Source organism: Treponema primitia, from assembly GCF_046533075.1.
Lineage (GTDB): Bacteria > Spirochaetota > Spirochaetia > Treponematales > Breznakiellaceae > Termitinema > Termitinema primitia_B.
Genome location: NZ_JAJQRB010000083.1, coordinates 40,688 through 65,811, shown reverse-complemented (window position 1 = coordinate 65,811; position 25,124 = coordinate 40,688). Strand labels below are relative to the sequence as shown.

Genomic DNA, 25,124 nt, shown 5'->3' with positions numbered 1-25,124 from the left:
GATGAATATTTACAAACCTGAACTGGTAACTGGGGATAAGGTCCCCATGGCAATTACGAATCCTAAGCACATGGTACCCCGGGGCGGCCCCTTTTCCATAGGCGGCAATATCGCCCAGGGCAGGGGGTCCGTAATATCCGAAATGGGCAACATGATCGGTTCCGAGGCGGTACTTCGCAGCGGCAGCTTTGAGGATGTGATGCTCAAGGCATTGGACAAGGTTAGTGCGGAGCAGCAGTTTTCCGCAGATCTGGTCCAAAAGGCTATCACCGATCCGGGTTCCATGGACCCCCAGGATATTACCATTGCCCAGGCCAAGGCCAGTATGTCATTGAATATAGCCAGGACCGTGCTCAGCCGCGTGGTCCAGGGGTGGAAGGATATAATTAATACGAGATAGTACATATACAGGGCGCTTTGGCGCCGTTCTTCTGGGGAGGGGAATATGAACGAATGGTTTAAAAAAGTTGTAGGACAGATCACCGGTCTATGGGGCAAGTGGTCCTGGATGCAAAGGGGCATACTCATCGGTATAACCGTTGCGGTTATCGCCGGGCTTGTGGCCCTGGTATCGGTTTCTTCCGCGCCCACCATGGTGCCGGTTATTGATGTTCCCATTAAAGATGAAAATGACCGGGACCGGATCATCACCAGGATCAACGAGGAAGGGGTCAAGACCACGGTCAATGCCGCCGGGGTTATCCTGGTGGAGGACGCCAAGACCGCCCAGCGGATCCGCTCCATCCTTATCCGGGAAGATATGATTCCCGCAGGAACCGATCCCTGGGCCATCTTCGACCGGGACCGGTGGACCATCACCGATTTTGAACGGAATGTTAACCTCCGGCGGGCCATCACCCAGATGGTTACGGATCACATAAAATCCCTGGATGAAGTGGACGACGCCAATGTTACTATCGTTATGCCCGAGCGGGAACTTTTCGCGTCGGACCAGAACCCGGTTACCGCCAGCGTTATCATTACCCCCAAGCCCATGAGCGATATTACGGCGAACCGTAAAAAAATAGAGGGCATCCAAAAAATACTTAAATTTGCCGTGGAAGGACTCAAGGACGATAATATCGTTATTGCGGATCAGAACGGTCTGGTGCTCAACGATTTTGCGGGCATGGCGGAATTCGACCGGCTGGCAGTTATTGAGCGGGAAACCAAACTGGTCCAGACCCTGGAAGCTAAATACCGGGCTACGGTGCTTAAGTCTCTTCAGTACACCTTTACTACCGACCGGGTACGGGACCTCAATATTAAGATCGCCATGGATATGTCCAAGAAGGCGGTGAGTACCGAAGAATTCTATCCCATCACCGTAAAGCCCCGAACTCCGGGCCTCTCCTATGATGATTCTGAAAGCGCCCTGTCCATTACCCGGTCCAAATCAGAGTCCAGTACCGCCTGGAAGGGTACGGGACTTAACCCCGAAGGTCCCGCCGGGGTTGAGGGCCAGATGCCGCCGGCGTTCCGGGATATGAGCAACCTCTATGGGGAGGTTGAACAGAAAACCCTTACCCATAATGAGGAAATTAACAGCCGCCGTATTGAGGAAGAGAAAAGCCCCAGTATCGACCGGGTAACTATTTCGGTGAATATCGACGGAACCTGGAAATTGAAGTATGATGAAAAGAAGAACCCCGTGATACTGGAAGACGGTTCCCTGGAACGGGAATACACCCCGGTAGCGCCGGAGGATCTCCGCGCCGCCCAGGCGCTGATCCAGGATGCTATCGGCTTCAGCGCCGCCCGGGGAGATTCGGTGACGGTGCAGAATATCCGCTTTGACCGGACGAAGCAGTTTGCCGAAGATGACGCCGCTTATTTCCGGCAGAAACAGATGCAGACCACCATCCTGGTATTGCTCTCGGGGGTAGCGTTACTGCTCATTGGGTTTATCGCCTTCAGGATGATTACCCGGGAAATGGAACGGCGCAGACGGGCCCGGGAAGAGGAGCTTGCACGGCAGCATCAGGAGATGCGGGAGCGGGCCTTCCAGGAAGCGGAAGAGCAGGGTGTGGAAGTATCCATGTCCGTGGAAGAACGGAAACGTATGGAACTCCAGGAGAACGCCATCAACATGGCGAAGGAACATCCCGGAGATGTGGCCCAGCTTATCAGAACCTGGCTGTTGGAGGAATAGTATATGGCTAAAGCAGCTGCAGGGGGCGGGGCCGCCGCCGCCGGAGGAAAGAAGAAGGGCGCAAAGGAATTTACCGGCCGGCAGAAGGCCGCAGTTTTCCTGGTAAGTATTGGATCTGAAATATCCGCGGAGATCTTCAAGTATCTCCGGGAAGATGAAATAGAAACACTCACCTTTGAGATTGCCCGGCTTGAAACCATAGAGCCGGCCCAGAAGGAAGCGGTCCTCATGGAGTTCCAGGAACTCATGATGGCCAACGAGTTTATAACCACCGGCGGTATCGACTACGCACGGGAACTCCTGGAAAAATCCCTGGGAAGCCAGAAGGCTATTGATATTATCAACCGCCTTACGTCCAGCCTCCAGGTCCGGCCCTTTGACTTTATACGCCGCACTGATCCTGCGCATCTCCTTAACTTTATCCAGCAGGAACATCCCCAGACTATCGCACTTATCCTGGCGTACCTGGAACCGAATAAGGCTTCCATCATTCTGCAGAACCTCCCCCATGAAGTGCAGAGCGATGTGGCCCGGCGTATCGCCACCATGGACCGTACCAGCCCGGAAGTACTCCGGGAGGTAGAACGGGTTCTGGAAAAGAAACTCTCCACCCTGTCCAGCGAAGATTATACCGCAGCGGGCGGTGTGGAAAGCATCGTAGAAATACTGAACCTGGTAGACCGGTCTTCTGAAAAGCAGATCATCGAAGCCCTGGAAGACGAGGACCCGGAACTTGCGGAGGAAATCAAGAAACGGATGTTCGTGTTCGAAGACATCGTTATGCTGGACGACCGGGCCATACAGCGGGTTATGCGGGAAGTGGATTCCCAGGAATTATCCAAGGCCCTCAAGTCGGTGGATACGGAAGTGCAGGATAAGATATTCCGGAATATGAGTAAGCGTGCAGCCCAGATGCTCAAGGAAGATATGGAGTTCATGGGACCGGTACGGCTTAAGGATGTTGAGGAAGCCCAGCAGAAGATCGTGTCCATCATCCGGCATCTGGAAGAGACCGGTGAAATTGTGGTTGCCCGCGCCGGTGAGGATGAGTTAGTAGTATGATTAACAAGGCGGTTTTCAGGCCAGGGGAGCTTATACTCAGCAACGAAAAGGTTATCCTGGAATCTCCCCAGGCCTACGAGGCAATGTCCCTTAGTCTGGGGCCGACCCTGGAAGAACTGGATGAAATTCCTGATATGCCGGAATTTACCGGCCCCACCGCGGATGACCTCAGGCGGGAGGCGGAGCTGTTCAAGTCCCACTGGGACGAAGAACGGGAGGGCATGATCCAGGAAGCCCGGGACCGGGCGGACGCGATAATAAGCGCGGCCCAGGCAAGCGCCGACGAAGACGTTCTCCGTTTAAGTGATGAAGCCCAGCAGGTAAAACAGCAGGCGGAAGCGGAGGCGGAGAAAATTCTTGCCGAGGCAAAGCAAAAGGCGGCGGAGATTGAAAATACTGCCCAGGCTAACTTCGACAATGAGCGTAAGGAAGCGGTGGATGCGGGTTTGAAGGAAGGCCGGGAAGCAGGATATACCGAAGGCAGGGCCGAAACGGACCGCCTGATTGAACGGATCCAAACCGTGCTGGAACGGGCCCAGAGCCGCCGGGAAGAGATACTCGTGGAAACGGAACAGCAGATCGTAGATTTGGTGCTGCTCATGACCCGTAAGGTTATCAAGATTATCTCCGAAACCCAGGAAGGCGTGGTCAGGGAAAATGTGATTCAGGCCCTGCGCAAGGTAAAAAGCCATGGGGATATCATTATCCGGGTTAATCTCCGGGATGTGAAACTCACCACCGATCATATCAACAGTTTTATTAAGCAGATAGAAGGGGTAAAGGGCGTACAGGTTGCGGAGGATTCCTCGGTTGATCCCGGCGGCTGTATCATCGAAACCGATTTTGGCGAGATCGATGCCCGGATCAGCAGCCAGCTTGCGGAGCTTGAGGCGAAGATCCTGGAAATGTCCCCGATAAAGACGAAGCCCAAGACCTCATCCGGCGGGGCGCCATCCCTATCCGCTATTGCCAATTAGGGGAGGCGGATCATGGAAGCACTTTTAGAGAAGTACCTCGAAACAGCGGAAGAAACGGAAACCATAAAATATGTGGGCCGTGTTATAAAGGTCCGGGGTATACTTATTGAAAGCGCCGGCCCTCAGGCGGTGATAGGAGAGGTGTGCCGCATTGAAGTTCCCCGGGGTAAGGGGATCATTCAGGCGGAGGTGGTGGGGCTCTCCGGCGGCGTGGTCCAGCTTATGGCCTACGAGGAAATTGAAGGTATAGAGATAGGCAACCGGGTAATCGCTTCGGGGGATCAACTGGGGGTACCGGTTTCACCAAAACTGCTGGGCCGGGTCCTGGACGCCATGGGCCGCCCCGCGGACGATAAGGGTGAAATAGAATCTCCCGTACATTATCCTGCCATCGCCAGCCCGCCGGATCCGCTGAAACGCCGGCGGATAAAGGAACGCCTCGTTACCGGGGTCAGGGCCATAGACGGTATGCTGGCGGTAGGCCGGGGACAGCGCATGGGAATCTTCGCCGGTTCCGGGGTGGGGAAGTCCACCCTCCTGGGAATGATAGCCCAAAACACCAATGCTGATGTAAACGTGGTAGCCCTTATCGGTGAGCGCGGCCGTGAGGTAAATGAATTTATCGAAGAGAGTCTCGGCCCTGAAGGTCTGGCCCGCAGCGTAGTTGTTGTAACCCCCTCTAACTCACCCCCCCTGGCCCGGCTTCGCGGCGCTTACACAGCCACTGCGGTGGCGGAATACTTCCGCGATCAGGGCTTGGATGTGATGCTTATCATGGATTCGGTTACCCGCTTTGCCCGGGCCCAGCGGGAAATCGGCCTGGCCATAGGCGAGCCGCCTGCTACCAGGGGCTATACCCCCAGTATGTTCGACTCCATGCCCAAGCTGCTGGAACGCTGCGGTACCTCCGACAAGGGAACCATCACCGGCTTCTACACTATTCTTGTGGATGGGGACGACATGGACGAGCCCGTGGCGGACACCGTACGGGGAATCCTGGACGGCCATATCATCCTTTCCCGCAGCCTGGCCCAGCGTTACCACTATCCCGCCATTGACGTCCTCGCCAGCATATCCCGGTTGGCCCCGGTCGTATCCGGACCGGTTACCGTAAAAGTGGTGGGCTATATACGCCGCCTCATGGCGGTTTATGCCGAAGCGGAGGATCTGATCAACGTAGGGGCCTATCACGCCGGTTCAAATCCGGCGATTGATGAAGCCATCGCCAAGCGGGAAGTCATCGAACAGTTTCTTATTCAGACCGTGGAAGAAAAAACTGCGGTGGCAGACAGCCTGCGGGTCCTGGGTAAAATCGCGGACATGGAGATCCCGGAAGAAGAATTGTCCCGGTATCGGGTATGAAGCGTTTCAGATTCGGCCTCCAACGGGTATTGGAACTGCGGGAATACGCGGAACGTGAAGCGGAAATAGAACTGGGCAAGGCCGTGGGCGCCCTGACCCTGATAGAGCAGCACATTGCCGCTGTGGCGGAGGATCGGCTCCATGCCGCGGCGGAACGCTTCGCCCCGGGAAACGGTTTAGCGGAAATGCAAAACTACGACCGGTACATACTCCGGCTCGATCAAACCCGGGACAAGCTCCTCATGGACGCCGCCAAGGCGGAACTGGTGGTAGCTGAAAAGCGGGATATCTTCCTGGAAGCCTCCCGGGAACGCAAGGTCCTGGATAAGATTAAGGATAAGCGTAAGGGCGAGTACCGGAAATTCGCCCAGGCCGAGGAAAACAAAGAGCTGGACGATATCGCTGCACGAATGACCCGAAATTAAGTCTTTATAAAAAGCTACATAAATGTAAGAATTTAACACCGAACATAGAGTTTTTGCCGTCTCTACCGGCTATCTTTGTATTATCACCTTCTTTCCTCTGTGGTATAACTGAATTAAATATTTTATGCGTATCTTGATAAATATTATCCTTTTAAATATAGTATTTTAAGAAGTTTTGTGTTTTTCCCGGAATTTTTGGTCCGGGAAACTGTTTGATTAATAGATTTTATAAAAGAAGGGGTGTATTCACATGAAAAGAACCATGGCTGTTTTATTGGCTCTGTTCGTATCTTATGGAAGCGTTTTTGCGCAAAGCGGAGGAACGCTGGATTCAACTCTTGCGGAGGCAAGGATATACCTCTCGGCGCTGCTCCCGGCGCGGGCCAGCCTGCTGGTTGTCAGCATAGAGGCGCCGTTAAAGCAGCTTTCGGACTATGCTGCGGGGGCCCTGACTGCACAGCTCGTTAACAGCAGGAATTTTACCATTGTGGAACGCTCGCAGGCGGTAATTGCACAACTTGAGACGGAGGCGTTGTATCAGCTTCTCGGCAATGTGAGTGACGAAACCGCAGTTTCAGTCGGCAAGCAGACCGGGGCGCAGTATATCATTTCCGGCGATATAGCCCGGGCGGGGGAACAGTACCGCTTAGGCATAAAAGCGGTAAACATAGCCAGCGGCGAAATTGCGGCATACAAAAATTTCCTTTTTTTGCCCGACGCCTCCTTTGAAAATACCCTTGAGCAGAGCAAGAAGCGGGAACGTCCCCAGTGGGTGGATATGCCCCTTGAATACGGCAGAAAAACCTATGACCGGCCCAGTGCAAACACCCCTTCTGTCTGGTACTATGATGTGGGTTCCTCCAACATGGCCGCGACCGAGCAGCGTGCCCGGACCCGGGCCCGGGAAAATGTGCAGCAAAACATTGCGGCAAACATTGCAAACCAGTACGCCGCCAGAATTGATATTACCGAACAGTCCCTTTTCCGGGACACGGATATTGAAGATGCTGAACGGCTTATCCAGACCGCCGTTACCAATTCGATACGAACAAAGCTGCCCAGCTACGAAACCCTGGAATGGTATATTGATTCGGGAAAATCCGCCACAGGCCAGACCTGGTATGTGGCCTATGTGCTGGTACGCTTTGCGAGGAAGGACATTATCAGTGTGATTGAGACCATAGAACCTGAAAAAGTCACGGAGGCTATTATACAGCAGGCGAAGATCCCCCCCGCTGCGGCAACTACCGAGGCCAAGGCTTCCCTGGTTGATGAGTTAATAGAAGTACGGGACTATGCGTTATCGCAGATTACCCAAGGTGGAGCGGTAAATTAAAATGAAAAAAGTAATACTGCTGCTTGTTTGTTCCTGTATGGCCGCAATGGCCTTTGGACAGGCGGCAAGCGGGGAAGATTTAGCCGTACTGAACCGGATGATGAAGCTGAAAATGGACGGGCTCATCCCCCTGCGCTTCGCCAACGCCCTGGACGGCAAGCCCATTCCGGGGGCTCAAATCGCCATTGAGGGAATCGGTGATTTTGTTACCAATAACGAAGGGATCATCAGCTTCCCCGAACGGGATGACGGCCTTTTCTCCCTGGTGTTTTCCAAAGAGGGGTTTATCACCACCCCAATAAACTTTGAGATAAAGCTCAACAATGTGTTCAACGGATGGTATTCGATCTCCCCCGAAATGCGGGGAGATTATCTCCGCATAGTTCTTGACTGGGGCGAACGGCCCGGGGACTTGGACCTCCACTTTGAAAAGGACGGGGGCTACCACGTCTCTTATTGGAACACCCACAGTACCGATGACGGGAGCGTCCTCCTTGACCGGGATGACCGCAACGGCTTCGGCCCTGAAACGATTACGGTGATGGAGACCGATACCCGGAGCGTTTATCGCCTCTATGTAATGGATTATACCAACGGGGGGAACAGCGCTTCCCGCGCCCTCTCCCAATCTGGGGCGGTGATCCGGGTATATAACCGTGACCGGCTGCTCAATACCTTTGCTGTACCCCAGAACAGAAACGGCAACCGCTGGGATGTGTTCAGAATTGTGCAGGGGGCGGTAACGCAGTAGAAACCTAGGGGGTGATTTTTATGAAAAAGCTAATTTTTGGTTTATTTGCGGTTTTGACGGTTTTTGCAAATGCACAAAACACGGAACTCCCGAGGCTTGCGGTGGTTGAGTTTACCGCTAACCCCGCGGATACTAAGACGAATCAGGATGCACTAACGGTGCGCAGCCTTGTTGAGTCGAATGTAATAGCCGCCGGTAAATATCAGGTTGTTACCCGATCTGATATAGATAAACTGCTGTCGAACCAGCAGATTCAGCTGAGCAGTATATCCAGCGCCGAGAACATCAGAAAGCTGCAATTACAAAACATCAATTATATTATAACCGGTGAAGTAAACGCCCTTGGCAGCGATTATGCGGTTTCCTTAAAAATACTCGATGTAGGTACCGGGCAGTTCACCCATAGCGCCAATGACTTTATAGGCGGCGGTTCACGGGAGCTGTATACCGGGGTTAATAAGCTGGTAACAAATTTTATGGCCGGTATGTCATCCCAGGGCGGACAGGTAACGCAAAGGGAGAACGGTGGCGGTCTCTACAGGATAGGCGATAAGGGACCGGGAGGCGGATGGATATTCTATTCGGAAGACGGCGTATATATGGAATTGAGTCCGCGGCTGGGAGAGTCTAATTGGAGCGAGGCGGGGAGAGTTGCGGCAAACTACCGGGGCGGTAATTTTACGGACTGGCACTTACCGACACAGGACGAGCTTAGTCTGGTATATGAAAAACTGAAGAAGGGAAGGCGAATAGATATTGCCGGAATGGGTGACAATCTTTACTGGTCCTCATCGGAGTACGGCAATAATGACGCATGGTTCCAGAGATTCAGCGACGGCGACCGGGACGCCGCCAACAAAAATAGAGCTTATGGTGTGCGTGCGGTGCGGGTTTTTTGAGATGTGGTTGGCGTCGTTGGAGGGTTTATGAAAAAGTTACTGTTTGTTTTTTCCTTGTTTGTTTTGGGGTTAAATATTTTTGCCCAGGATGCCGCTCTGCCTCGTTTGGCGGTGGCGGAATTCAGCACCAATATCAGTAACGGTAAGATACAGGCGGATGCCATCACGGTACGGAATCTGGTAGAGTCCCAGATGATAGGAACCGGGAAGTACCAGATGATCACCCGCGACGAGATTGACAAACTGTTAAAAAACCAGCAGATAGCGGTAAGCAGCATTTCCAGCAGCGAAAACATAAGAAAATTGCAGCTTCAAAACATAAATTACATCGTTACCGGTTCCCTGGATGCGATGGATGCGGATTACGCAATAACGGTGAAGGTACTTGATGTATCCACCGGGCAGTTTTCCAACAGTGCGAACGATTTTATGGGGAGCGGTTCCCGGGACCTGTACAACGGGATAAACACACTGATGGGGAAGTTCACCGCGGGCATGACTTCCAGCGGCGACAGGGTGGTACAGACCGGACAAAACGCCCGTACCGGAAGCAGCGGGAATTATAAGGTAGGCGATTTTGGCCCTGCCGGGGGAATCGTATTTTATGACAAGGGTGTTTTTTCCGGCGGCTGGCGTTACTTGGAAGCTGCCCCGGCTGAGCTGGAATTTACCGCCCAATGGGGTTGGTACAATAATGGTACGTATGGGCCTTCGGTCAGCGGAACAAGTACTGCAATAGGGGGAGGGAAGAGAAACACGCAGCTAATAATCGACGCGTTGAAGAGCGGAGGCCACACCGGTAAGGCTGCCCAGTTGTGCTTAAGTCTTGACTATGATGGGTTCAAGGACTGGTTTTTACCGAGTAAGGATGAGCTTAATTTGATGTATACAAACTTGAAAGCAAAGGGGTTGGGTGGGTTTAGTTCCAATTGGTACTTGTCCTCGTCGGAGGACGGTAGTTATCACGCGTGGATCCAGAGTTTCAGCGATGGCAGGCAGAGCAACTTCAGCAACAAGGATAATTCGTCCAGTGTCCGTGCGGTTCGGGCTTTTTAAGATGCGCTTGGCGCAACATCGTAAACTTAAGAGGAATAACGAACCGCAAAGGCACAAAAGTCGAAGAAGGAAGGTGGGAAAGAGGACGTTTTCCTTTAAAACCTTATTCGCCTTCTGCGACTTTGCGGTTAAAAATCCTTAAGTTTATGATATTACGCATGGCGCCGTAAGGTCATTGCCTTCGGCAATAATTAGAAAGGCAGAAAAATTATGGCGTTATATTATGATTTACCGGTTTATAAAGATATGTAGCGCAGGAGTTTGCATTAATGACCGAGCAAGAATTTAAGGAACGTACAAAGGGTCGATAAAAGAGTATGGAACAATGGAAATATAGATATCACGAATTATGGAGTATTTTATGAAAAACCTGCTTATTTTCCCTATCCTTCTTTCATTTGTGGCCTTAGCAAATGCCCAGGTTCCCCCAAACTGGCAGACAAACCCGCCCCGTGACACTGCAGCCACAAAATACAGCGTCGGTATTTCTGCGCCCCAGGCCACGGAGCAGGCTGCGGTAAAGAACGCCTGGCAGAATGCCCTGCAAAATCTGGCCGCGTCCATTGGGACTAATGTTCAGAGCCAGACCGATATAACCGTGCGTGAAGAAAGCCGGGACAGCGATATAGCCGATGCGTTTACCCTAACCCTGGAAAACTCCTCCTTTTCTACCCAGGTTCGTTTAACCGGGGTACGCGAACTGGACCGAAAGGGTGAAAAGCAGGGCGCCTCTTTTATCGTGTATATACTGGTATCGATCAGTGTCGAAGACTGGAACAAAGCCCTGCGATATATAGAAAACGAGGAAGCTTCGGGATTGGCCTACCGGTTTTTTGCCCAAAAGGTGCGCGGCATAACGCCCCTGAACCGTGAAGGCAAACCCCAGGGTTACGAAGATTATTACGGTTGGCTGCGCAGCGTATGTATAACCATAAGCGTAAACGGGGAAGCGGGCGCTTCGTATTCTGAACTTTTAAACCAGTTCAGCAGAAAATTATACCGGAACAGCATAGTTTTCTCCTCATCCATTGATCGCCTGCCCTCCCGTATAGTATACGATTCCGCCCTGTATTACGACGGCTTCCTCCGCTCATTATCAAATGCAAATCTTTTTACGGTGAGCCAGGAAAACGGCGCCATACTTTTAACTCCAAGGAATGCTTCAGCCCTTGCCGGCTTTAGAAAGTATGTTGATGACATGAAAGATTCCTCCAAGATTGTTGTTACCGGCGTTGAAGTAATTGAAACCCCCGGCAACCGTGTGCTTAATAGCGGTAACCTTGTTATCAATCAGTTCAAATTACTTGCCGCCAGACAATTTGGTCTAAACGCCGTTAATTTTACTATTCCCCAGCAATATCTTACGGAGGCTCCCGACGAGGACGGGATCATCGACCACATACAAAAGAACATAGCAAGCTTTCCCGCGCGTTTCCTTGTCATTTGCGTAACCGGAACAAAGCTTGAATCGGGCCTTCCCGAATACAAAATACCGCCGACCATTACCGCCCAAACCCAGTTCCTGCTCTACGATCTCATTACCGGCGAACGCATAAACAGCGAAACTGTGGACACCACCGGCTTTGTGTTTTCCCCCGCAAACCAAAATGAATCAACCGTGTTAAGCGAAAGCCGCAGGGCCATACAATTTTTGTTTGACGCCAAAAATCAGGGCGGTCTGGAAAGTATAATGAAAAAGACGCTGGAATGAAAATGCCTGCGGAGATGCGCCTGATGCGTTGAACTTTCGCCAAAATTCGCCTATACTATCCCTATGGCAATCAAGAAAATGCCCATAGGCATCCAGGATTTTGATGACATCCGCACCAATAAGTACGCCTATGTGGATAAGCGGACTGTGGGACGCTGGGTTGTTGGAGATTAACATCCCAGCGGAAGAAGAACCACGGACCACACGGACAAAGAGAAGAGGAACCACAGAGGACGCAGAGGATACACAGAGGACACAGAGGGGAGGAAGAGGTCCTTTTTTTTCTTCCTCTGTGGTCCTCTGTGCCTTCTCTGCGTTCTCCGTGGTAAATCTTCTTTGTCCGAGTTTAGGTGTCAGTCACCGGATTGCTATCCCGTAAGAGGGAATACCCACGGACCACACAGGCAAAGAGAAGAGGAACCGCAGAGGGGAGGAAGAGGCCCTGTTTTTTCTTCCTCTGTGGTCCTCTGTGCCTCCTCTGCGTTCTCCGTGGTAAATCTTCTTTGTCCGAGTTTAGGTGTCAGTCACCGGATTGCTATCCCGTAAGAGGGAATACCCGCGGACCACACGGACAAAGAGAAGAGGAACCACAGAGGACGCAGAGGATACACAGAGGACACAGAGGGGAGGAATGGGCCCTGTTTTTTCTTCCTCTGTGTCCTCTGTGCCTCCTCTGCGTCCTCTGTGGTAAATCTTCTTTGTCCGTGTGGTCCGTGGTTAAATTCTGCATGCATCTTCGACGGCCTTTTCACGCCCCTTTTTTCTGCTATACTTATACACATGAATAAACATACCCGCATCGTACCCTTTTTTACCGCCCTCTTCCTGGGCTTAACAGGCATGGTAAGCGCCCAGACCACCCTGCCATTGACGATTTACGCTATCAAGGGCCCCTCGGGGGTTTCCATGATCTGCCTTTTTGAAAGCCCCCCGGTGGTGGGCGGCGTTCCGGTAAGGATGGAAACCCTGGCTCAGGCGGATCTTATGGCGGCTAAGTTTATCTCCGGGGAAGCTAAGGTGGGGATGCTTCCCCCCAATGTGGCGGCCAAGATCGCCTCCACCGGGAAGCCCATCCAGGTTGCTGCGGTTACCGGTACGGGGATGCTGAGCCTCCTGACCAGCGACAGCGCTATCCGCAGCGTTAGCGACCTTCGGGGCAAGTCTGTGGAAGTTGCCGGCCAGGGCGCCACCCCGGACTATGTTTTCCGGCGCATACTCCTCTCCAAGGGGCTTAACCCCGACCGGGACCTGCAGTTGAGCTATGCCCTGGCCTATCCCGAAATTGCCCAGTCCCTTATTGCTGGCCGGATCTCCACAGCCCTGCTGCCGGAACCCTTCGCCACCATGGCCCGGAGCGGAAAGCCGGATCTCCGCATGGTGAGCGATATCCAGGCTGAGTGGCGTTCCGCCACAGGAAGCGCTGCCTCCGGGAACTACCCCATGACGGTCCTGGTGGTGGACGCCGATTACGCCAAGGCGGAACCCGCCGCGGTGCGGGCTGTCCTCAATGCCCTGCAAGCGTCTATTGAATGGGTGGCCGCCAACCCCCGGGAAGCGGGAACCCTGGTGGAAAAACATGACCTGGGGCTGCGGGCGGCCGTGGTTAGCGCCGCCATACCCCGCAGTAATTATGTGTTTATCCCTGTTAAAGAGGCCCGGCCTTCCCTGGACGCTCTCTATAGAACCTTCCTGGAATTTTCTCCCGTCTCAATCGGGGGCAGCCTGCCGGCGGATAGTTTCTACCTTGGGTTCTAGAAAACAGTATTGGTGGAGCCTGGCCGGGGTTGTTACTTTTCTTGCGGTCTGGGAAATCGGCGCCCGTATTTCCGGGTCCTACCTTATATTCCCCGGCCCCGCCATGGTTATACGGCGCTTCTTCACGCTGGTACAAACCGGGCGTTTCCTCGGCGCCCTGGGGGGAAGTTTCCTCCGGGTCCTGTTAGGGATACTGCTTTCCGCTCCCCTGGGGGTGGCGGTAGGGATCATGGCGGGGCTGGACAAGCGGGTCAATGCGTTTTTAGCGCCCCTGTTTTCGGTTATCGCCGCCACACCGGTGATGTCGGTTATCCTCATTGCCTTCCTGGTCTTTGGTTCCGAACGGACCCCGGTGTTTACCGCCTTCCTCATGGTCTTTCCGGTGATGGCCGCCAATACCATTGCCGGGATACGTTCGGTGGATCATAAGCTTAGGGAACTTTTTACCCTCTACGGATTATCCCGGAAAGAAACGATTCGGCGCCTCTATATTCCGGCTATCATGCCCTTTATCCTTGGGGGAATGCGGAGTTCCCTGTCACTTTGCTGGAAGGTGGTGGTGGCTTCGGAAGTATTAGTGCAGCCCCTGCTTGCCCTGGGGACGGGGATGCAAAGAGCAAAGGCCCAGCTTGAAACACCGGAGCTTTTCGCCTGGACCCTGGCCACGGTGATCGCCGCCGCCTTTACGGAATGGGCCGTTTCCACGCTCCTCAGGTCCGGCAAAAAAAGGCGGTTCCGGAAATGAGCATATCCATACGGAATATTTCCTTCGGCTTTACCGAAAAGCCCCTTTTCAAAAACATGTCCCTGGAGCTTGGGGATGAAAGTCCCGTGGTTATTTTAGGCGCCTCCGGCTGCGGTAAAACCACCCTGCTCAGGCTCATGGCGGGGCTCCTTCATCCGGAGGAGGGGTGTATCGAAATTGGGGAGAAGGCTTCATTTGTGTTTCAGGAAAACCGCCTCCTTCCCTGGTACACGGCGCTGGAAAATATCAGCCTCCCCATAGAGGGAAGCTTGGGGAAAAAGGAAGCCCGTGACAGGGCCATGTATTTTTTACGCAGGGTCTCCCTGGAAGAAAAGGCTGGTTCCTACCCGGATGAGCTTTCCGGCGGGCAGGGCCGGCGGGTAGCCATTGCCCGGGCCTTTGCCTATCCTTCCCCGCTCATCCTCATGGATGAACCCTTTCAGTCCCTGGATATTCCCCTGCGCATCCGGCTTATGGACATGGTTTCTTCCCTGCTGACCACGGAGAAGCGGCTTGCCGTGGCGGTAACCCACGATCCCCGGGAAGCGGTTTACCTGGGCCGGCGCATCCTGATTCTGGGTAAGGGGGGCATTGTTTTTGACCAAGCGGTGGACCTGTCCCCGGAAGACCGGGCCTATGGTTCCTCCCCTCATGCTGGTCTTGAAAAGAAGCTTCTGGAGGTCCTTTACACGATCGCCTAAAACCAGGTATAATAAATAATTATGATATTCCCCCTTGAAGAACTTATCGAATACGACGGTAATATGTATGAAATCACCTCCGCCGCCTCCCGGCGTTCCTATCAGCTCTCCATGCTGAAGGATCCGGATATCGAGGATAACGATGGCAAGGTGGTGTCCCTGGCGGCCCGTCAGGTCTTCACCGATCAGATCGATTTCCATCTGGAAGACTAAACTCCATGCCGGCGGTGAGGATACCGGTACTACTCCTCTTCGGCCCCACCGCATCGGGTAAAACCGGGGTCCTCGAAGCTCTTTTTTCCGGGCCCAATTCCCCTTTTCCGGCGGAGGTTGTTTCCGCCGATTCCATGCAGGTCTACCGCGGTATGGATATCGGTACCGCAAAACCCCAGGCGGATCTTCTTGCCCGGCTGCCCCATCATCTTATTGATATCCGTAACCCCAACGAGCAGTTCAACGCCGGTGATTTTGTCCGTCTGGCCGACCATGCCTGCGAAGACATAGCCCGCCAGGGAAAGCTGCCGGTGGTTTCCGGCGGAACCGGGTTCTACCTCCGTAACTTTGTCCTGGGCCTCCCCGACACGCCCCCCTCGGACCCGCTTTTTCGGGAAACTCTGCAAGCGGAGTTCCAGAGCCTGGGCGCCCAAGCCCTGATGGCGGAACTTGCCGTTTGCGACCCCGTAAGCGCCGCCCGCATCCACCTCAACGACGGCTATCGTCTTCAGCGGGCCCTGGAAGTCTTCCGCAGTTCCGGCCGCCCTCTCAGCTCCTATCCCCCCATAGGGGCCGCCCCCGAAAGCCGCGCCCAATACCGTTTCCTCATCCTTGGTATTGAGCGGAACCGGGAGGATGTGTACCGCCGCATCAACGAGCGCTGTGCCCTCATGTTCCGCGGGGGCCTGCCGGAAGAAGTGGCGCGCCTCCATGCGGCGGGATACGGCCCCGGCGACCCGGGCATGAAGGCCATCGGTTATCGGGAGTTTTTTGTGGAAGAAAGCTCCGGCGGCGGACTAAAAGCCCAATGGCGCATTTCCGTGGATATGGAGGGCGTCCAAACCCTGGTAGCCCGGAACAGCCGCCGCTATGCCAAACGGCAGATCACCTTTTTTGCGTCAATTCCCCAGGTTAAATGGATTGCTGCCTCCGGCGACCCGGTGGGGGAGATACGGCGGGAACTGGAAGGGTTCCTGGCAATATAGGAGTTTTGTCCATATATTCTTTTTAATTTTCCATATACAGATTAGAAAAGGGGGGTATATAATTATTACCATGAGTTTACAGGCGCTTATCGATATATCCGGATACTACGGATCAAATCCGGAGTATGTAATTGAAGGCGGGGGGAATACTTCGTTAAAAGAGGGATCAACCCTGTTTGTAAAATGTTCCGGGACAAATCTTGGGGGTATACATGCCGAAGGTTTTGTCAAAATGGATCGGGAAAAATTAGCCCGTATCTGGGAAAAACAGTATCCCCAGGATGAAGACGCGCGGGAAGCGGCGGTGCTGGCGGACATGATGGCCGCGAGAAAGCAGGGGGAGGAACAGAAGCGGCCCAGTGTTGAAACACTGCTCCACGATTTACTGCCCTTTACCTTTGTGGTACATACCCATCCGTCATTGGTAAACGGCCTTACCTGTTCACAGGACGGTGAAAAAGCGGCGAAGGATATTTTTGGTGATGATCATCTCTGGATACCTATAATCAATCCCGGCTATATTCTGTCGCTGGCGGTAAAAAAAGCCTTGGACGCCTATCGTGAGCGCAAGGGGAAACCGGCGGATATTATTTTCCTTCAAAACCACGGAGTGTTTGTCAGTGCCGATTCCGCCGATGGTATAAGGGCAATTTATACAAGGCTTATAGATACCCTGGATAAAAAAATAAAACGAAGGCCGGATTTTTCCGGTAAGATCGGTGTGTACCGTGATTCAGAAGAAATTGCGCGCCTCTTAGCGGGTTTCGCCGGCCCTGATTACCGGGTTATCTTTGAAAGGAATACTGAATTCGCCGGTCTTACCGGGGATAGTTCTGCTTTTGCTTCCGTCGCCTCAGCCTTTACCCCGGATCATATTGTTTACTCCGGCAGTAATCCCCTTTTTATCACCCTTAAGGACAACAGCCCATTGACGGATCAGATTCGGAATGCGTGGAATAACCATCTTGATAAGACAGGGCGGTCTCCGAAGATCGCCGCAGTCCAGGGCAGGGGAATATTTGGCATAGGGACTTCGGAAAAAACAGCATCCCTCGCGCTTGAACTCTTTACCGATACTGCTAAAGTCGCTGCCTATGCGGAAAGTTTTGGCGGCGGACGATTCATGACACAGGACAAGATAGATTTTATCAACAACTGGGAAGTGGAACGGTACCGTTCCCAGAAGGTGGTATAAAAACCATGATTGATTACCGTGATATAATTAATGATCCCCGTTCTGATCCTCAGAAAAGGCTTGATGCGCTTAAGAAACTGGAAAAACCGGCGGTTCCGGAAATTAAAAATGGGGAAGTTAATAACCATATCCACACAATCTACAGTTTTAGTCCCTATACTCCCAGCATGGCCGCACTCAAATCGAAGGAAGCCGGGCTTGCGGCTGCGGGGTCGGTGGATCACGATTCCATCGGAGCTGCGGAGGAGATGATCGCCGCCTGCGGGATACTCGGTATTGGGGGCTGTACCGGTTTTGAGGTCCGGGTTAGCTTTAAAACCGGGGCAGACGGGAAGCCGGGGCCTTTTGCGGATCGGAAGTTGAATAACCCGGATTCCATAGGCGCGGCTTATATGACCGTCCAGGGGATACCCGCCCCGGCAATTCCCAAGGTCAGGGATTTCCTGGACCCCATTCGGAAAGAACGGCTCCTGCGGACCCGGAAAATGACCGAATCCGCCAATGGTATTCTCCATGAGGCGGGGCTCCCTGAAATTGATTTTCAGCGGGATGTTATCGATAAATCAATGTATAACCAGGGCGGCGGGCTGACCGAACGGCATCTTTTGGCGGCCCTTGCGGAAAAGTTCATCGAAAAATACGGGAAGGGCCCGGAGATCAATGAAAAACTCGCCCTTCATTTTGGCATTAATCCCCCGGACAAATTGAGAAAGGCCCTTTCGGACCCGGCTAACCCACACTATCTCTACGATCTTCTGGGTATCCTCAAGTCCGGTTTCCTAAGCCGGATATTTATCCAGCCCGGTGATAACGAATGTATCTGCGCTAAAACTGTTACGGCCTTTGCGGATTCTATCCGGGCAATACCGGCCTACGCCTATCTGGGGGATATTGGTGAATCTCCCACGGGGGATAAAAAAGCGGAAAAATTTGAGGATGATTACACAGAAGAACTGTTCGATGAACTTTCCCGGCTTGGGTACCGGGCCGTTACCTACATGCCTCCCCGGAATAGCCCGGAGCAGCTTCGCCGTGTGCAGCGTCTCTGCGCGGAGCGGGGGTTTATGGAAATTTCCGGAGTGGATATCAATAGTTCCCGGCAGTCCTTTAACTGTCCCGAGGTATTGCAGGATGAATTTCGCCATCTCCTGAACACCACCTGGGCTCTCATCGCCCATGAACGGCTTGCTTCGGTAGATCCCGCTTTTGGACTTTTTTCTCCGGATAACCCCCTGGGCAGTATTTCTCTGCAAAAGCGGCTTTCCGTATATGCCTCTGCGGGAAAAGAACTGGATCCTAAAAATCCCGGAGTGTCGATTCCGGGGATAATTAAAAAATTACAGGAAGGAAGGTATCAAATATGAGTTTTGAGGATCATCTCATTGTAGCGCCCCTCATCCGCGGACTGTGGATAAACGCCTCGGGGGAAAGCAGGGTTGTTGTGCCATCCGCCGGCGTTCCTCCTAAAGCTCCGGACCAGATAGTCTTTGCCGACCTCAGCGCCGCCGGGACAGCGGACAGTCTTGACGAAGCGCCGGCGCTGAAGGCCCTTAAGGAAGCATATTCCGCCTGGGAAGCAGCGAAAAAGGGAAACGTAAAAACACAGCCTTCCTGTATCAAGGTAAAGACGTCGTCCAATGAAGAGGTGGTTTACTGGATCGATCGGGATCTTGCTTCCGCCAGGAAGAGGAGCGAGAACGGGGACGGATCGCCCCTGGAATTAAGATCAAATGTCACAACCGGTTCGGGCATAGCGGCAGCCGGCGCTTCCGCCTCGGATCGTTCAGATGTGGTAAAAAACAAAATAGTGTTAGTAACCGGCGGCGCCCAGGGTTTTGGGGAAGAGATTGTCCGTGGATTGGCCGCTTCGGGGGCGCTGGTGTTTATCGCCGATCTGAACCAGGCGGGCGCAGAAAAACTGGCGGAAACCCTTAATGCTGCGGAGAAACGGATCGCCGCCGTGGCGGTTCCGGTCAATGTTGCTGACGAAGCTTCGGTGGAGACGCTTTTTAAGGCCATTGTAAAAACCGCCGGGGGTCTGGATCTCTGCGTGAGTAACGCTGGGGTAGTTAAGGCGGGAAGTGTCCTGGAGCAGGAGCTGGCTGCGTTTAAATTTGTAACGGATATCAACTATGCGGGATTTTTTCTCATGGCAAAACACTGCGGCAGGCTGCTTAGGCGGCAAAACCTCGCCGCTCCGGGGTGGAAAACCGATATCATCCAGATAAATTCCAAATCCGGATTGGAGGGCTCCAACAAAAACGGCGCCTATGCGGGGGGCAAATTCGGCGCCATAGGATTGGTGGAAAGTTTTGCCCTGGAATTGGTGGCATACGGCATTAAGGTTAACGCCATTTGCCCGGGTAACTTCTTAGACGGTCCCCTGTGGTCGGATCCGGAGAAGGGGCTTTTTGTACAATACCTTAAGGCCGGTAAAGTTCCCGGGGCCAAGACCGTGGCGGATGTACGGGCCTCGTACGAGGGCAAGGTTCCCATGGGGCGTGGCTGCACCGGAGCGGATGTGATGCGGGCCATCTATTATATTGTTGAACAGGAATATGAAACCGGTCAGGCCGTTCCGGTTACCGGCGGTCAGGTAATGTTGCATTAAGATTTTTTAATGATATTGGAGGTACTATGAAGACAAAAGCTGTTCGTATTTACGGTGTTAACGATCTCCGGCTGGAGGAATTTGATCTTCCGGAAATTAAGGATGATGAAATATTAGCCCGGGTAGTTTCGGATTCTATCTGTATGTCCAGCCATAAACTGGCCATGCAGGGAAACAAGCATAAACGGATACGCGCCGATTTATCCCAGTTTCCAAGTATCATCGGCCACGAATTCTGCGGGGTTATTGAAAAAGTTGGGGCCAAATTAGACGGAAAATTCAAGGCCGGCTCCAAGTTCGCCATCCAACCGGCTCTTAATTACCCCGATGAAAACGGTCAGGAAACTCTTTGGGCGCCGGGCTATTCCTATCAGCATATAGGCGGGGACGCCACCTATATCGTTATTCCCGCAGAAGTGATGGAGATGAACTGTCTCCTGGACTATAGGGCGGATAACTTTTTTATGGGCTCCCTGGCGGAACCCGTATCCTGCATAGTCGGCGCTTTCCACGCCCAATACCATACCCAGAACGGTTCCTATGTCCACGAGATGGGTATCGTTGAAGGGGGCTCGCTTATCCTCCTGGCAGGGGTTGGGCCCATGGGCTTAGGCGCCATTGATTATGCCATCCACAACCCCCGCCGGCCTTCGCGGCTGGTGGTAACCGATATTGACGATGCACGGCTCGCCCGGGCTTCCCAGCTTTTGCCCCCCAGCGAAGCGGAAAAATTCGGCATACAGCTTTCCTATGTAAACACAAAGAGTATCCAGGATCCGGTAGCCCATCTTAGGGAGATCAACAAGGGGAAACTCTATGATGATGTGTTTGTCTTTGCGCCGGTCAAGCCGGTTCTTGAAATGGGGGATGCCCTGCTTGGCCGTGACGGCTGCCTGAACTTCTTTGCGGGCCCCACGGACCCCGTTTTTTCGGGGAATTTTAATTTCTACAATGTCCACTATGAATCCCATCATATCGTGGGGACCTCTGGCGGCAATACCGAGGATATGCGGGAATCCCTGACCATGATGGCAAAGGGCGAGCTAAACCCGGTCTTTATGGTAACCCATATTGGGGGGCTTAATGCGGTAGTCCAGACCACCATCGATCTGGACAAGATCCCCGGGGGCAAAAAGCTTGTCTACACGGGCAAAAAACTGGACCTTGTCGGCATTGCCGATTTTTCGGAAAAGGGCAAAACCGATCCCTTCTACAAGGCGCTGGGAGAAATCTGCGGGCGCCATAAGGGCCTGTGGAACAAGGAAGCGGAAGATTACCTGTTGGCAAATGCCCCTGCTATTTAAGCATAGATGTATTTTTTCCATTCCGAAGGCGCTATCCCGGTTTTTTTCTTAAAAAGCCGGGAAAAGTATGATTGATCCTCAAACCCAAGGCGGTAGGCAACTTCTTTGACCGAAATGTCCTGCTCCAGGAGGCTTTCCGCCTTGTTGATTTTGATTTGTATGTAATACTGATAGGGTGTCATGGAGGTATAGTTTTTAAAAATTTCATGGAGCCGGGAAGTGCTGGTTCCGATTTGTTCTGAAATGTTTGAAAGATTAATGGCGCCGTAAATATTCGATTCCATGAGGTATTTGGCTTTTTCAACGATTTTTTGATAGGAGCCCGGTTGTTCCTTCCGTCGTTCGTGGACCAGCATTTCCCCCAGCAGGGAGAAGACCTGGGTACAGGCCCTCAGTTGATAGAGGGGCTGCTGCGCCCGGATTTCATCAAAAATGCGGTTAAAATACGAAAGGATATATTCCTGGAGACCAATTTTAAAAAAAATATGTTCCCTGGACAGGATTCCATCCCGAAACAACTTGGTAAAATAATCTCCGTTAAAACCAACCCAGTATTCCTGCCAGCCAATCTCATATACCGGCTTATATCGGTGTTTTATCCCCGGAAGGAGTAAAAACAGGGAGCCCGGGGTTACCGTATAGGAGGTTTCGTCCACCGTAAGGATACCCTGACCCTTGGTGATGTATACAATTTGAAATTCCGGCAGGGTCCGGCCCACCGCAACCTGCCGGAAAATGAGGGGATGATCGGTTATCCGGGGGGGATAGACCGTATTTGGCAGGATGTTGGCGGAACCCGCGGTGGTGCATACCATCCCAAACCGTTCATCCTCCGTGCTATAGGGAAGGTAATGAAGGAATGAATCCCAGGGTTTTGGCATATTCTCAATAATACATAGTTTTTTCCATAATCGCAAGAGAATAGTCCATATACGGCAGGAAGATCCGGGTTTATCCTACAAAAATGGGACCAACAGCTTGCCATATCGGCCTTATGGGTATCGGACTGGATACGTATTGGGCGCAGTTTGTGGGATTAAAAGAAAGGCTTGAGGGGTATCAGACATTTATTGCGGAGAAGCTCCGAAGTTACGGTTCGAAACTCTTTGACGCGGGTTTGGTGGATAATCCCGAAAAGGCCCGCCGGGCAGCGGAACTATTTCGGGAGAATCGGGTGGATGCGGTGTTTCTTTACATTTCAACCTACGCACTGTCCCATACGGTGCTGCCGGTAGCCCAGGACGTTCATGCCCCGGTTATCATCCTGAATCTCCAGCCTGTCCCGGCCATTGATTATACTTCCTTTAACGCCCTGGGGGACCGGGGAACCATGACCGGAGAATGGCTTGCCCATTGTCAGGCTTGTTCGGCGCCGGAAATTGCCAATGTCTTCAATAATGCGGGGATTCAATACGATATCGTTACGGGTTATCTTGAGGAAGAACAATCCTGGAAGGAGATAGCCGCCTGGTACGATGCGGTACGGGTCCGGACCGAGGTACGGAATACCCGGATCGGAATTCTTGGGCACTATTACTGCGGTATGTTGGACGTGTACACCGATATTACCGCCCTGGCCGCAGTGTTTGGGAGCCATTTTGAGATTCTGGAAATGGATTTTCTGAAAACCCTTTGGGATGCGGTAAGTCCTGAAAAAATAGCGGAAAAACGGAAACAGTTTGCCGCCGAATTTGCCATTGCCCGGGAATGTGAAGAGTATGAACTTGACCGGGCCGCAAAAACATCCTGCGCATTGGATGCGCTGGTCGAGTGTAAGGATCTTGGGGGCATGGCCTACTACTATGAAGGGGAAAACGGTAACGACCACGAAAATATCGTAAGCTCAGTGATTGCGGGGAATACCCTCCTTACCGCCCATCATGTGCCGGTGGCGGGGGAGTGTGAAATAAAAAATGTAATGGCCATGAAGATCCTGGATTGTTTCGGCGCCGGGGGTTCCTTTTCGGAATTATACGCCATGGATTTTCCTGCGGACGAGGTTCTCTGGGGCCATGACGGCCCCGCCCATCCGGCAATGGCGGAGGGTGCGGTAGGCCTGGTTCCTCTGCCGATATACCATGGCAAACCGGGCAAGGGCCTTTCCATACAGATGAGCGTGAAACACGGGCCCGTAACATTACTGTCGGTCGTACAGGGACCGGGGGGTAAAACTTTTCTTCTCTGCGCAGAAGGGGAGTCTGTTCCGGGCCCGATTCTGGAAATAGGCAATACCAATAGCAGGTATCATTTCCCTATTCCGGCCCGGGACTTTGTAAACCGCTGGTCCAAGGCAGGGCCGGCCCACCATTGTGCTATTGGCTGCGGGCATATTACCGGGAAGATTGAAAAACTGAGCGCCCTTTTGGGCATTGGGGTTTGCAAAATATGTTAGATACACAAAGTATTCTGGAACTGCACCATATCTCAAAGGTGTTTCCCGGGGTCAAGGCGCTTGACGATGTCCGTTTTGATTTAAGAAGCGGGGAGATTCACGCCCTGATGGGGGAGAATGGCGCGGGAAAATCCACCTTTATTAAAATTATTACCGGGGTGCATAGACCGGATTCGGGGGATCTGCTGCTTGACGGTAAGCCGGTGGATATCAATGGGCCATTAGATGCCCAGAGCCGGGGGATTGCCGCTATCTATCAGCATGTAACCTGTTTTCCGGATTTATCGGTGGCGGAAAATATTTTTATGGGCCATGAAAAGGTCGTCTCGGCGGTAAACCGTATCGACTGGCGGACCATGAACCAGCGGGCCGCGGAACTCCTGGAACAGCTGGACGCTAACTTTGACTGCCACGCCGTCATGGGAACCCTGTCGGTGGCGCAGCAGCAGATCGTGGAAATCGCCAAAGCCCTTTCCGCCAATGCCCGGATTATTATTATGGATGAACCTACCGCCCCCCTTTCAAACCGGGAAAGCGAGGATCTCTATCGTATAACCGAAGGATTAAAGCAGAAGGGCGTGGGGGTTATTTTTATTTCCCACCGCTTTGAAGATATGTACCGTCTGGCGGATCGGGTAACCGTATTACGGGACGGCAGGTATATCAAAACCTGGGATATTAAGGATGTGGACGAACATGCCCTGGTACTCGCCATGGTGGGCAGGGAAATCGTTCAGTTTTTCCCCAAACGGGATACGGTTCCGGCGGAAGAAATATTCCGGGTCGATGGTCTTTCCCGGACGGGTTTTTTTAAAGATGTTAGTTTTTCTGTGCGCAAGGGTGAAATCCTTGCCCTTACGGGGCTTGTGGGCGCAGGCCGTACCGAAGTGTGTGAAGCGATCTATGGCATCACCCCCTACGATTCGGGGACCATCACCCTTGGGGGAAAGGAACTGCAGCATCTTTCGGTTAGCAAATCTATTGCCGAAGGAATTGGGTATCTGCCCGAAGACCGGTTAAAGCAGGGCCTGGTACTGCGCTGGGAAATTGCAAAAAACATTACCCTTTCCGCGTTAAAAAAGTTTATCCATAATGGATGGCTTGATCAGAACAAAGAAAACAGCATCGCCAGGGACTTGGCGGAAAAACTGGAAGTGAAGGCGGTGAGTGTTCTTGATAAGGTCTCCACCCTTTCCGGAGGGAATCAACAGAAGGTTATTGTAGCAAAACTGCTTACCGCGGATATGAAGGTTATCATCCTGGATGAACCGACCAAGGGGGTAGATGTTGGGGCCAAGACGGCTATCTATACTATCATGAACGATTTAGTGGCCATGGGATACGGAATCATCATGGTTTCTTCGGAGATGCCTGAGGTTCTGGGCATGAGTAATCGTATTGTTGTAATGCGGGACGGCAGGGTTACGGCGGCTTTCGATATGAAGGATGCCACACAGGAAAAAATCCTCCATGCCGCCATGCGGGAGTAGG

At 52.7% G+C, this 25,124-nt stretch carries 23 protein-coding genes; 22 read left to right on the top strand and 1 reads right to left on the bottom strand.

All coding sequences use genetic code 11. From position 1 onward, the window contains the following. Window position 1 precedes the first annotated feature (1 nt). From fliE to LQZ19_RS16905, 20 genes are all read left to right on the top strand, one after another. The gene (gene fliE, locus LQZ19_RS17000) at window positions 2-400 is read left to right on the top strand and encodes a flagellar hook-basal body complex protein FliE (RefSeq protein ID WP_411048883.1); all 399 of its coding nucleotides are present in this window, start codon (window positions 2-4) and stop codon (window positions 398-400) included. A gap of 45 nt (window positions 401-445) precedes the next feature. Further along, on the top strand, window positions 446-2,152 hold the full coding sequence (fliF, locus tag LQZ19_RS16995; RefSeq protein WP_411048882.1) for a flagellar basal-body MS-ring/collar protein FliF: 1,707 nt from the start codon (window positions 446-448) through the stop codon (window positions 2,150-2,152). Window positions 2,153-2,155: 3 nt separating this feature from the next. Next, window positions 2,156-3,214, top strand: a complete 1,059-nt coding sequence (fliG, locus tag LQZ19_RS16990) for a flagellar motor switch protein FliG (RefSeq protein WP_411048881.1) — start codon at window positions 2,156-2,158, stop codon at window positions 3,212-3,214. Beyond that, a complete protein-coding gene (fliH, locus tag LQZ19_RS16985) occupies window positions 3,211-4,191 on the top strand; it encodes a flagellar assembly protein FliH (protein ID WP_411048880.1) in 981 nt (326 codons plus the stop codon). The genes fliG and fliH overlap by 4 nt, the downstream gene beginning before the upstream one ends. Before the next feature lie 12 nt (window positions 4,192-4,203). After that, window positions 4,204-5,553, top strand: a complete 1,350-nt coding sequence (locus LQZ19_RS16980; RefSeq protein WP_411048879.1) for a FliI/YscN family ATPase — start codon at window positions 4,204-4,206, stop codon at window positions 5,551-5,553. Then, window positions 5,550-5,978, top strand: a complete 429-nt coding sequence (fliJ, locus tag LQZ19_RS16975; RefSeq protein ID WP_411048878.1) for a flagellar export protein FliJ — start codon at window positions 5,550-5,552, stop codon at window positions 5,976-5,978. The genes LQZ19_RS16980 and fliJ overlap by 4 nt, the downstream gene beginning before the upstream one ends. A 250-nt stretch (window positions 5,979-6,228) precedes the next feature. Continuing rightward, complete coding sequence (locus LQZ19_RS16970; protein WP_411048877.1) at window positions 6,229-7,314, top strand: CsgG/HfaB family protein; 1,086 nt, start codon at window positions 6,229-6,231, stop codon at window positions 7,312-7,314. Window position 7,315: 1 nt separating this feature from the next. Continuing rightward, window positions 7,316-8,065, top strand: a complete 750-nt coding sequence (locus LQZ19_RS16965) for a YfaP family protein (protein ID WP_411048876.1) — start codon at window positions 7,316-7,318, stop codon at window positions 8,063-8,065. A gap of 20 nt (window positions 8,066-8,085) precedes the next feature. Then, window positions 8,086-8,964 carry an Lcl C-terminal domain-containing protein gene (locus LQZ19_RS16960; RefSeq protein ID WP_411048875.1) on the top strand — a complete coding sequence of 293 codons (879 nt, stop codon included), beginning with the start codon at window positions 8,086-8,088 and terminating at the stop codon, window positions 8,962-8,964. A 27-nt stretch (window positions 8,965-8,991) separates the two neighbouring features. Beyond that, a complete protein-coding gene (locus LQZ19_RS16955; RefSeq protein ID WP_411048874.1) occupies window positions 8,992-10,020 on the top strand; it encodes a hypothetical protein in 1,029 nt (342 codons plus the stop codon). 361 nt (window positions 10,021-10,381) lie between these two features. Next, window positions 10,382-11,731: a hypothetical protein gene (locus LQZ19_RS16950; RefSeq protein ID WP_411048873.1), complete on the top strand. Its 1,350-nt coding sequence runs from the start codon at window positions 10,382-10,384 to the stop codon at window positions 11,729-11,731. Window positions 11,732-12,511: 780 nt separating this feature from the next. After that, window positions 12,512-13,486, top strand: a complete 975-nt coding sequence (locus tag LQZ19_RS16945) for an ABC transporter substrate-binding protein (RefSeq protein ID WP_411048872.1) — start codon at window positions 12,512-12,514, stop codon at window positions 13,484-13,486. After that, window positions 13,476-14,231 carry an ABC transporter permease gene (locus LQZ19_RS16940; RefSeq protein WP_411048871.1) on the top strand — a complete coding sequence of 252 codons (756 nt, stop codon included), beginning with the start codon at window positions 13,476-13,478 and terminating at the stop codon, window positions 14,229-14,231. The genes LQZ19_RS16945 and LQZ19_RS16940 overlap by 11 nt, the downstream gene beginning before the upstream one ends. After that, window positions 14,228-14,932 (top strand): ABC transporter ATP-binding protein, encoded by a 705-nt coding sequence (locus LQZ19_RS16935; RefSeq protein ID WP_411048870.1) that lies wholly within the window; start codon window positions 14,228-14,230, stop codon window positions 14,930-14,932. The genes LQZ19_RS16940 and LQZ19_RS16935 overlap by 4 nt, the downstream gene beginning before the upstream one ends. A 21-nt stretch (window positions 14,933-14,953) precedes the next feature. Continuing rightward, window positions 14,954-15,145 carry a DNA-directed RNA polymerase subunit omega gene (locus tag LQZ19_RS16930; RefSeq protein ID WP_411048869.1) on the top strand — a complete coding sequence of 64 codons (192 nt, stop codon included), beginning with the start codon at window positions 14,954-14,956 and terminating at the stop codon, window positions 15,143-15,145. 5 nt (window positions 15,146-15,150) lie between these two features. Continuing rightward, window positions 15,151-16,131, top strand: a complete 981-nt coding sequence (miaA, locus tag LQZ19_RS16925) for a tRNA (adenosine(37)-N6)-dimethylallyltransferase MiaA (protein ID WP_411048868.1) — start codon at window positions 15,151-15,153, stop codon at window positions 16,129-16,131. A gap of 70 nt (window positions 16,132-16,201) precedes the next feature. Continuing rightward, window positions 16,202-17,326, top strand: a complete 1,125-nt coding sequence (locus LQZ19_RS16920; RefSeq protein ID WP_411048867.1) for a class II aldolase/adducin family protein — start codon at window positions 16,202-16,204, stop codon at window positions 17,324-17,326. Between the two features lie 5 nt (window positions 17,327-17,331). Beyond that, window positions 17,332-18,690: a PHP domain-containing protein gene (locus tag LQZ19_RS16915; RefSeq protein WP_411048866.1), complete on the top strand. Its 1,359-nt coding sequence runs from the start codon at window positions 17,332-17,334 to the stop codon at window positions 18,688-18,690. Beyond that, window positions 18,687-19,937, top strand: coding sequence for an SDR family NAD(P)-dependent oxidoreductase (locus tag LQZ19_RS16910; protein ID WP_411048865.1), 1,251 nt, complete (start codon window positions 18,687-18,689; stop codon window positions 19,935-19,937). Before LQZ19_RS16915 ends, LQZ19_RS16910 begins: the two co-directional genes overlap by 4 nt. Window positions 19,938-19,963: 26 nt before the next feature. Continuing rightward, window positions 19,964-21,241 carry a zinc-binding dehydrogenase gene (locus LQZ19_RS16905; RefSeq protein WP_411048864.1) on the top strand — a complete coding sequence of 426 codons (1,278 nt, stop codon included), beginning with the start codon at window positions 19,964-19,966 and terminating at the stop codon, window positions 21,239-21,241. Here the strand turns inward: LQZ19_RS16905 and LQZ19_RS16900 are convergent. Further along, window positions 21,238-22,122 (bottom strand): helix-turn-helix domain-containing protein, encoded by an 885-nt coding sequence (locus LQZ19_RS16900; protein WP_411048863.1) that lies wholly within the window; start codon window positions 22,120-22,122, stop codon window positions 21,238-21,240. The two genes, LQZ19_RS16905 and LQZ19_RS16900, sit on opposite strands and share 4 nt — an antisense overlap. An 83-nt stretch (window positions 22,123-22,205) precedes the next feature. Here LQZ19_RS16900 and LQZ19_RS16895 point away from each other — a divergent pair, with 83 nt between their 5' ends. Further along, window positions 22,206-23,633, top strand: coding sequence for an arabinose isomerase (locus tag LQZ19_RS16895; RefSeq protein ID WP_411048862.1), 1,428 nt, complete (start codon window positions 22,206-22,208; stop codon window positions 23,631-23,633). Beyond that, entirely contained in the window at window positions 23,627-25,123 is a 1,497-nt protein-coding gene (locus tag LQZ19_RS16890; protein WP_411048861.1) for a sugar ABC transporter ATP-binding protein, read from the top strand. Before LQZ19_RS16895 ends, LQZ19_RS16890 begins: the two co-directional genes overlap by 7 nt. Window position 25,124 lies beyond the last annotated feature (1 nt).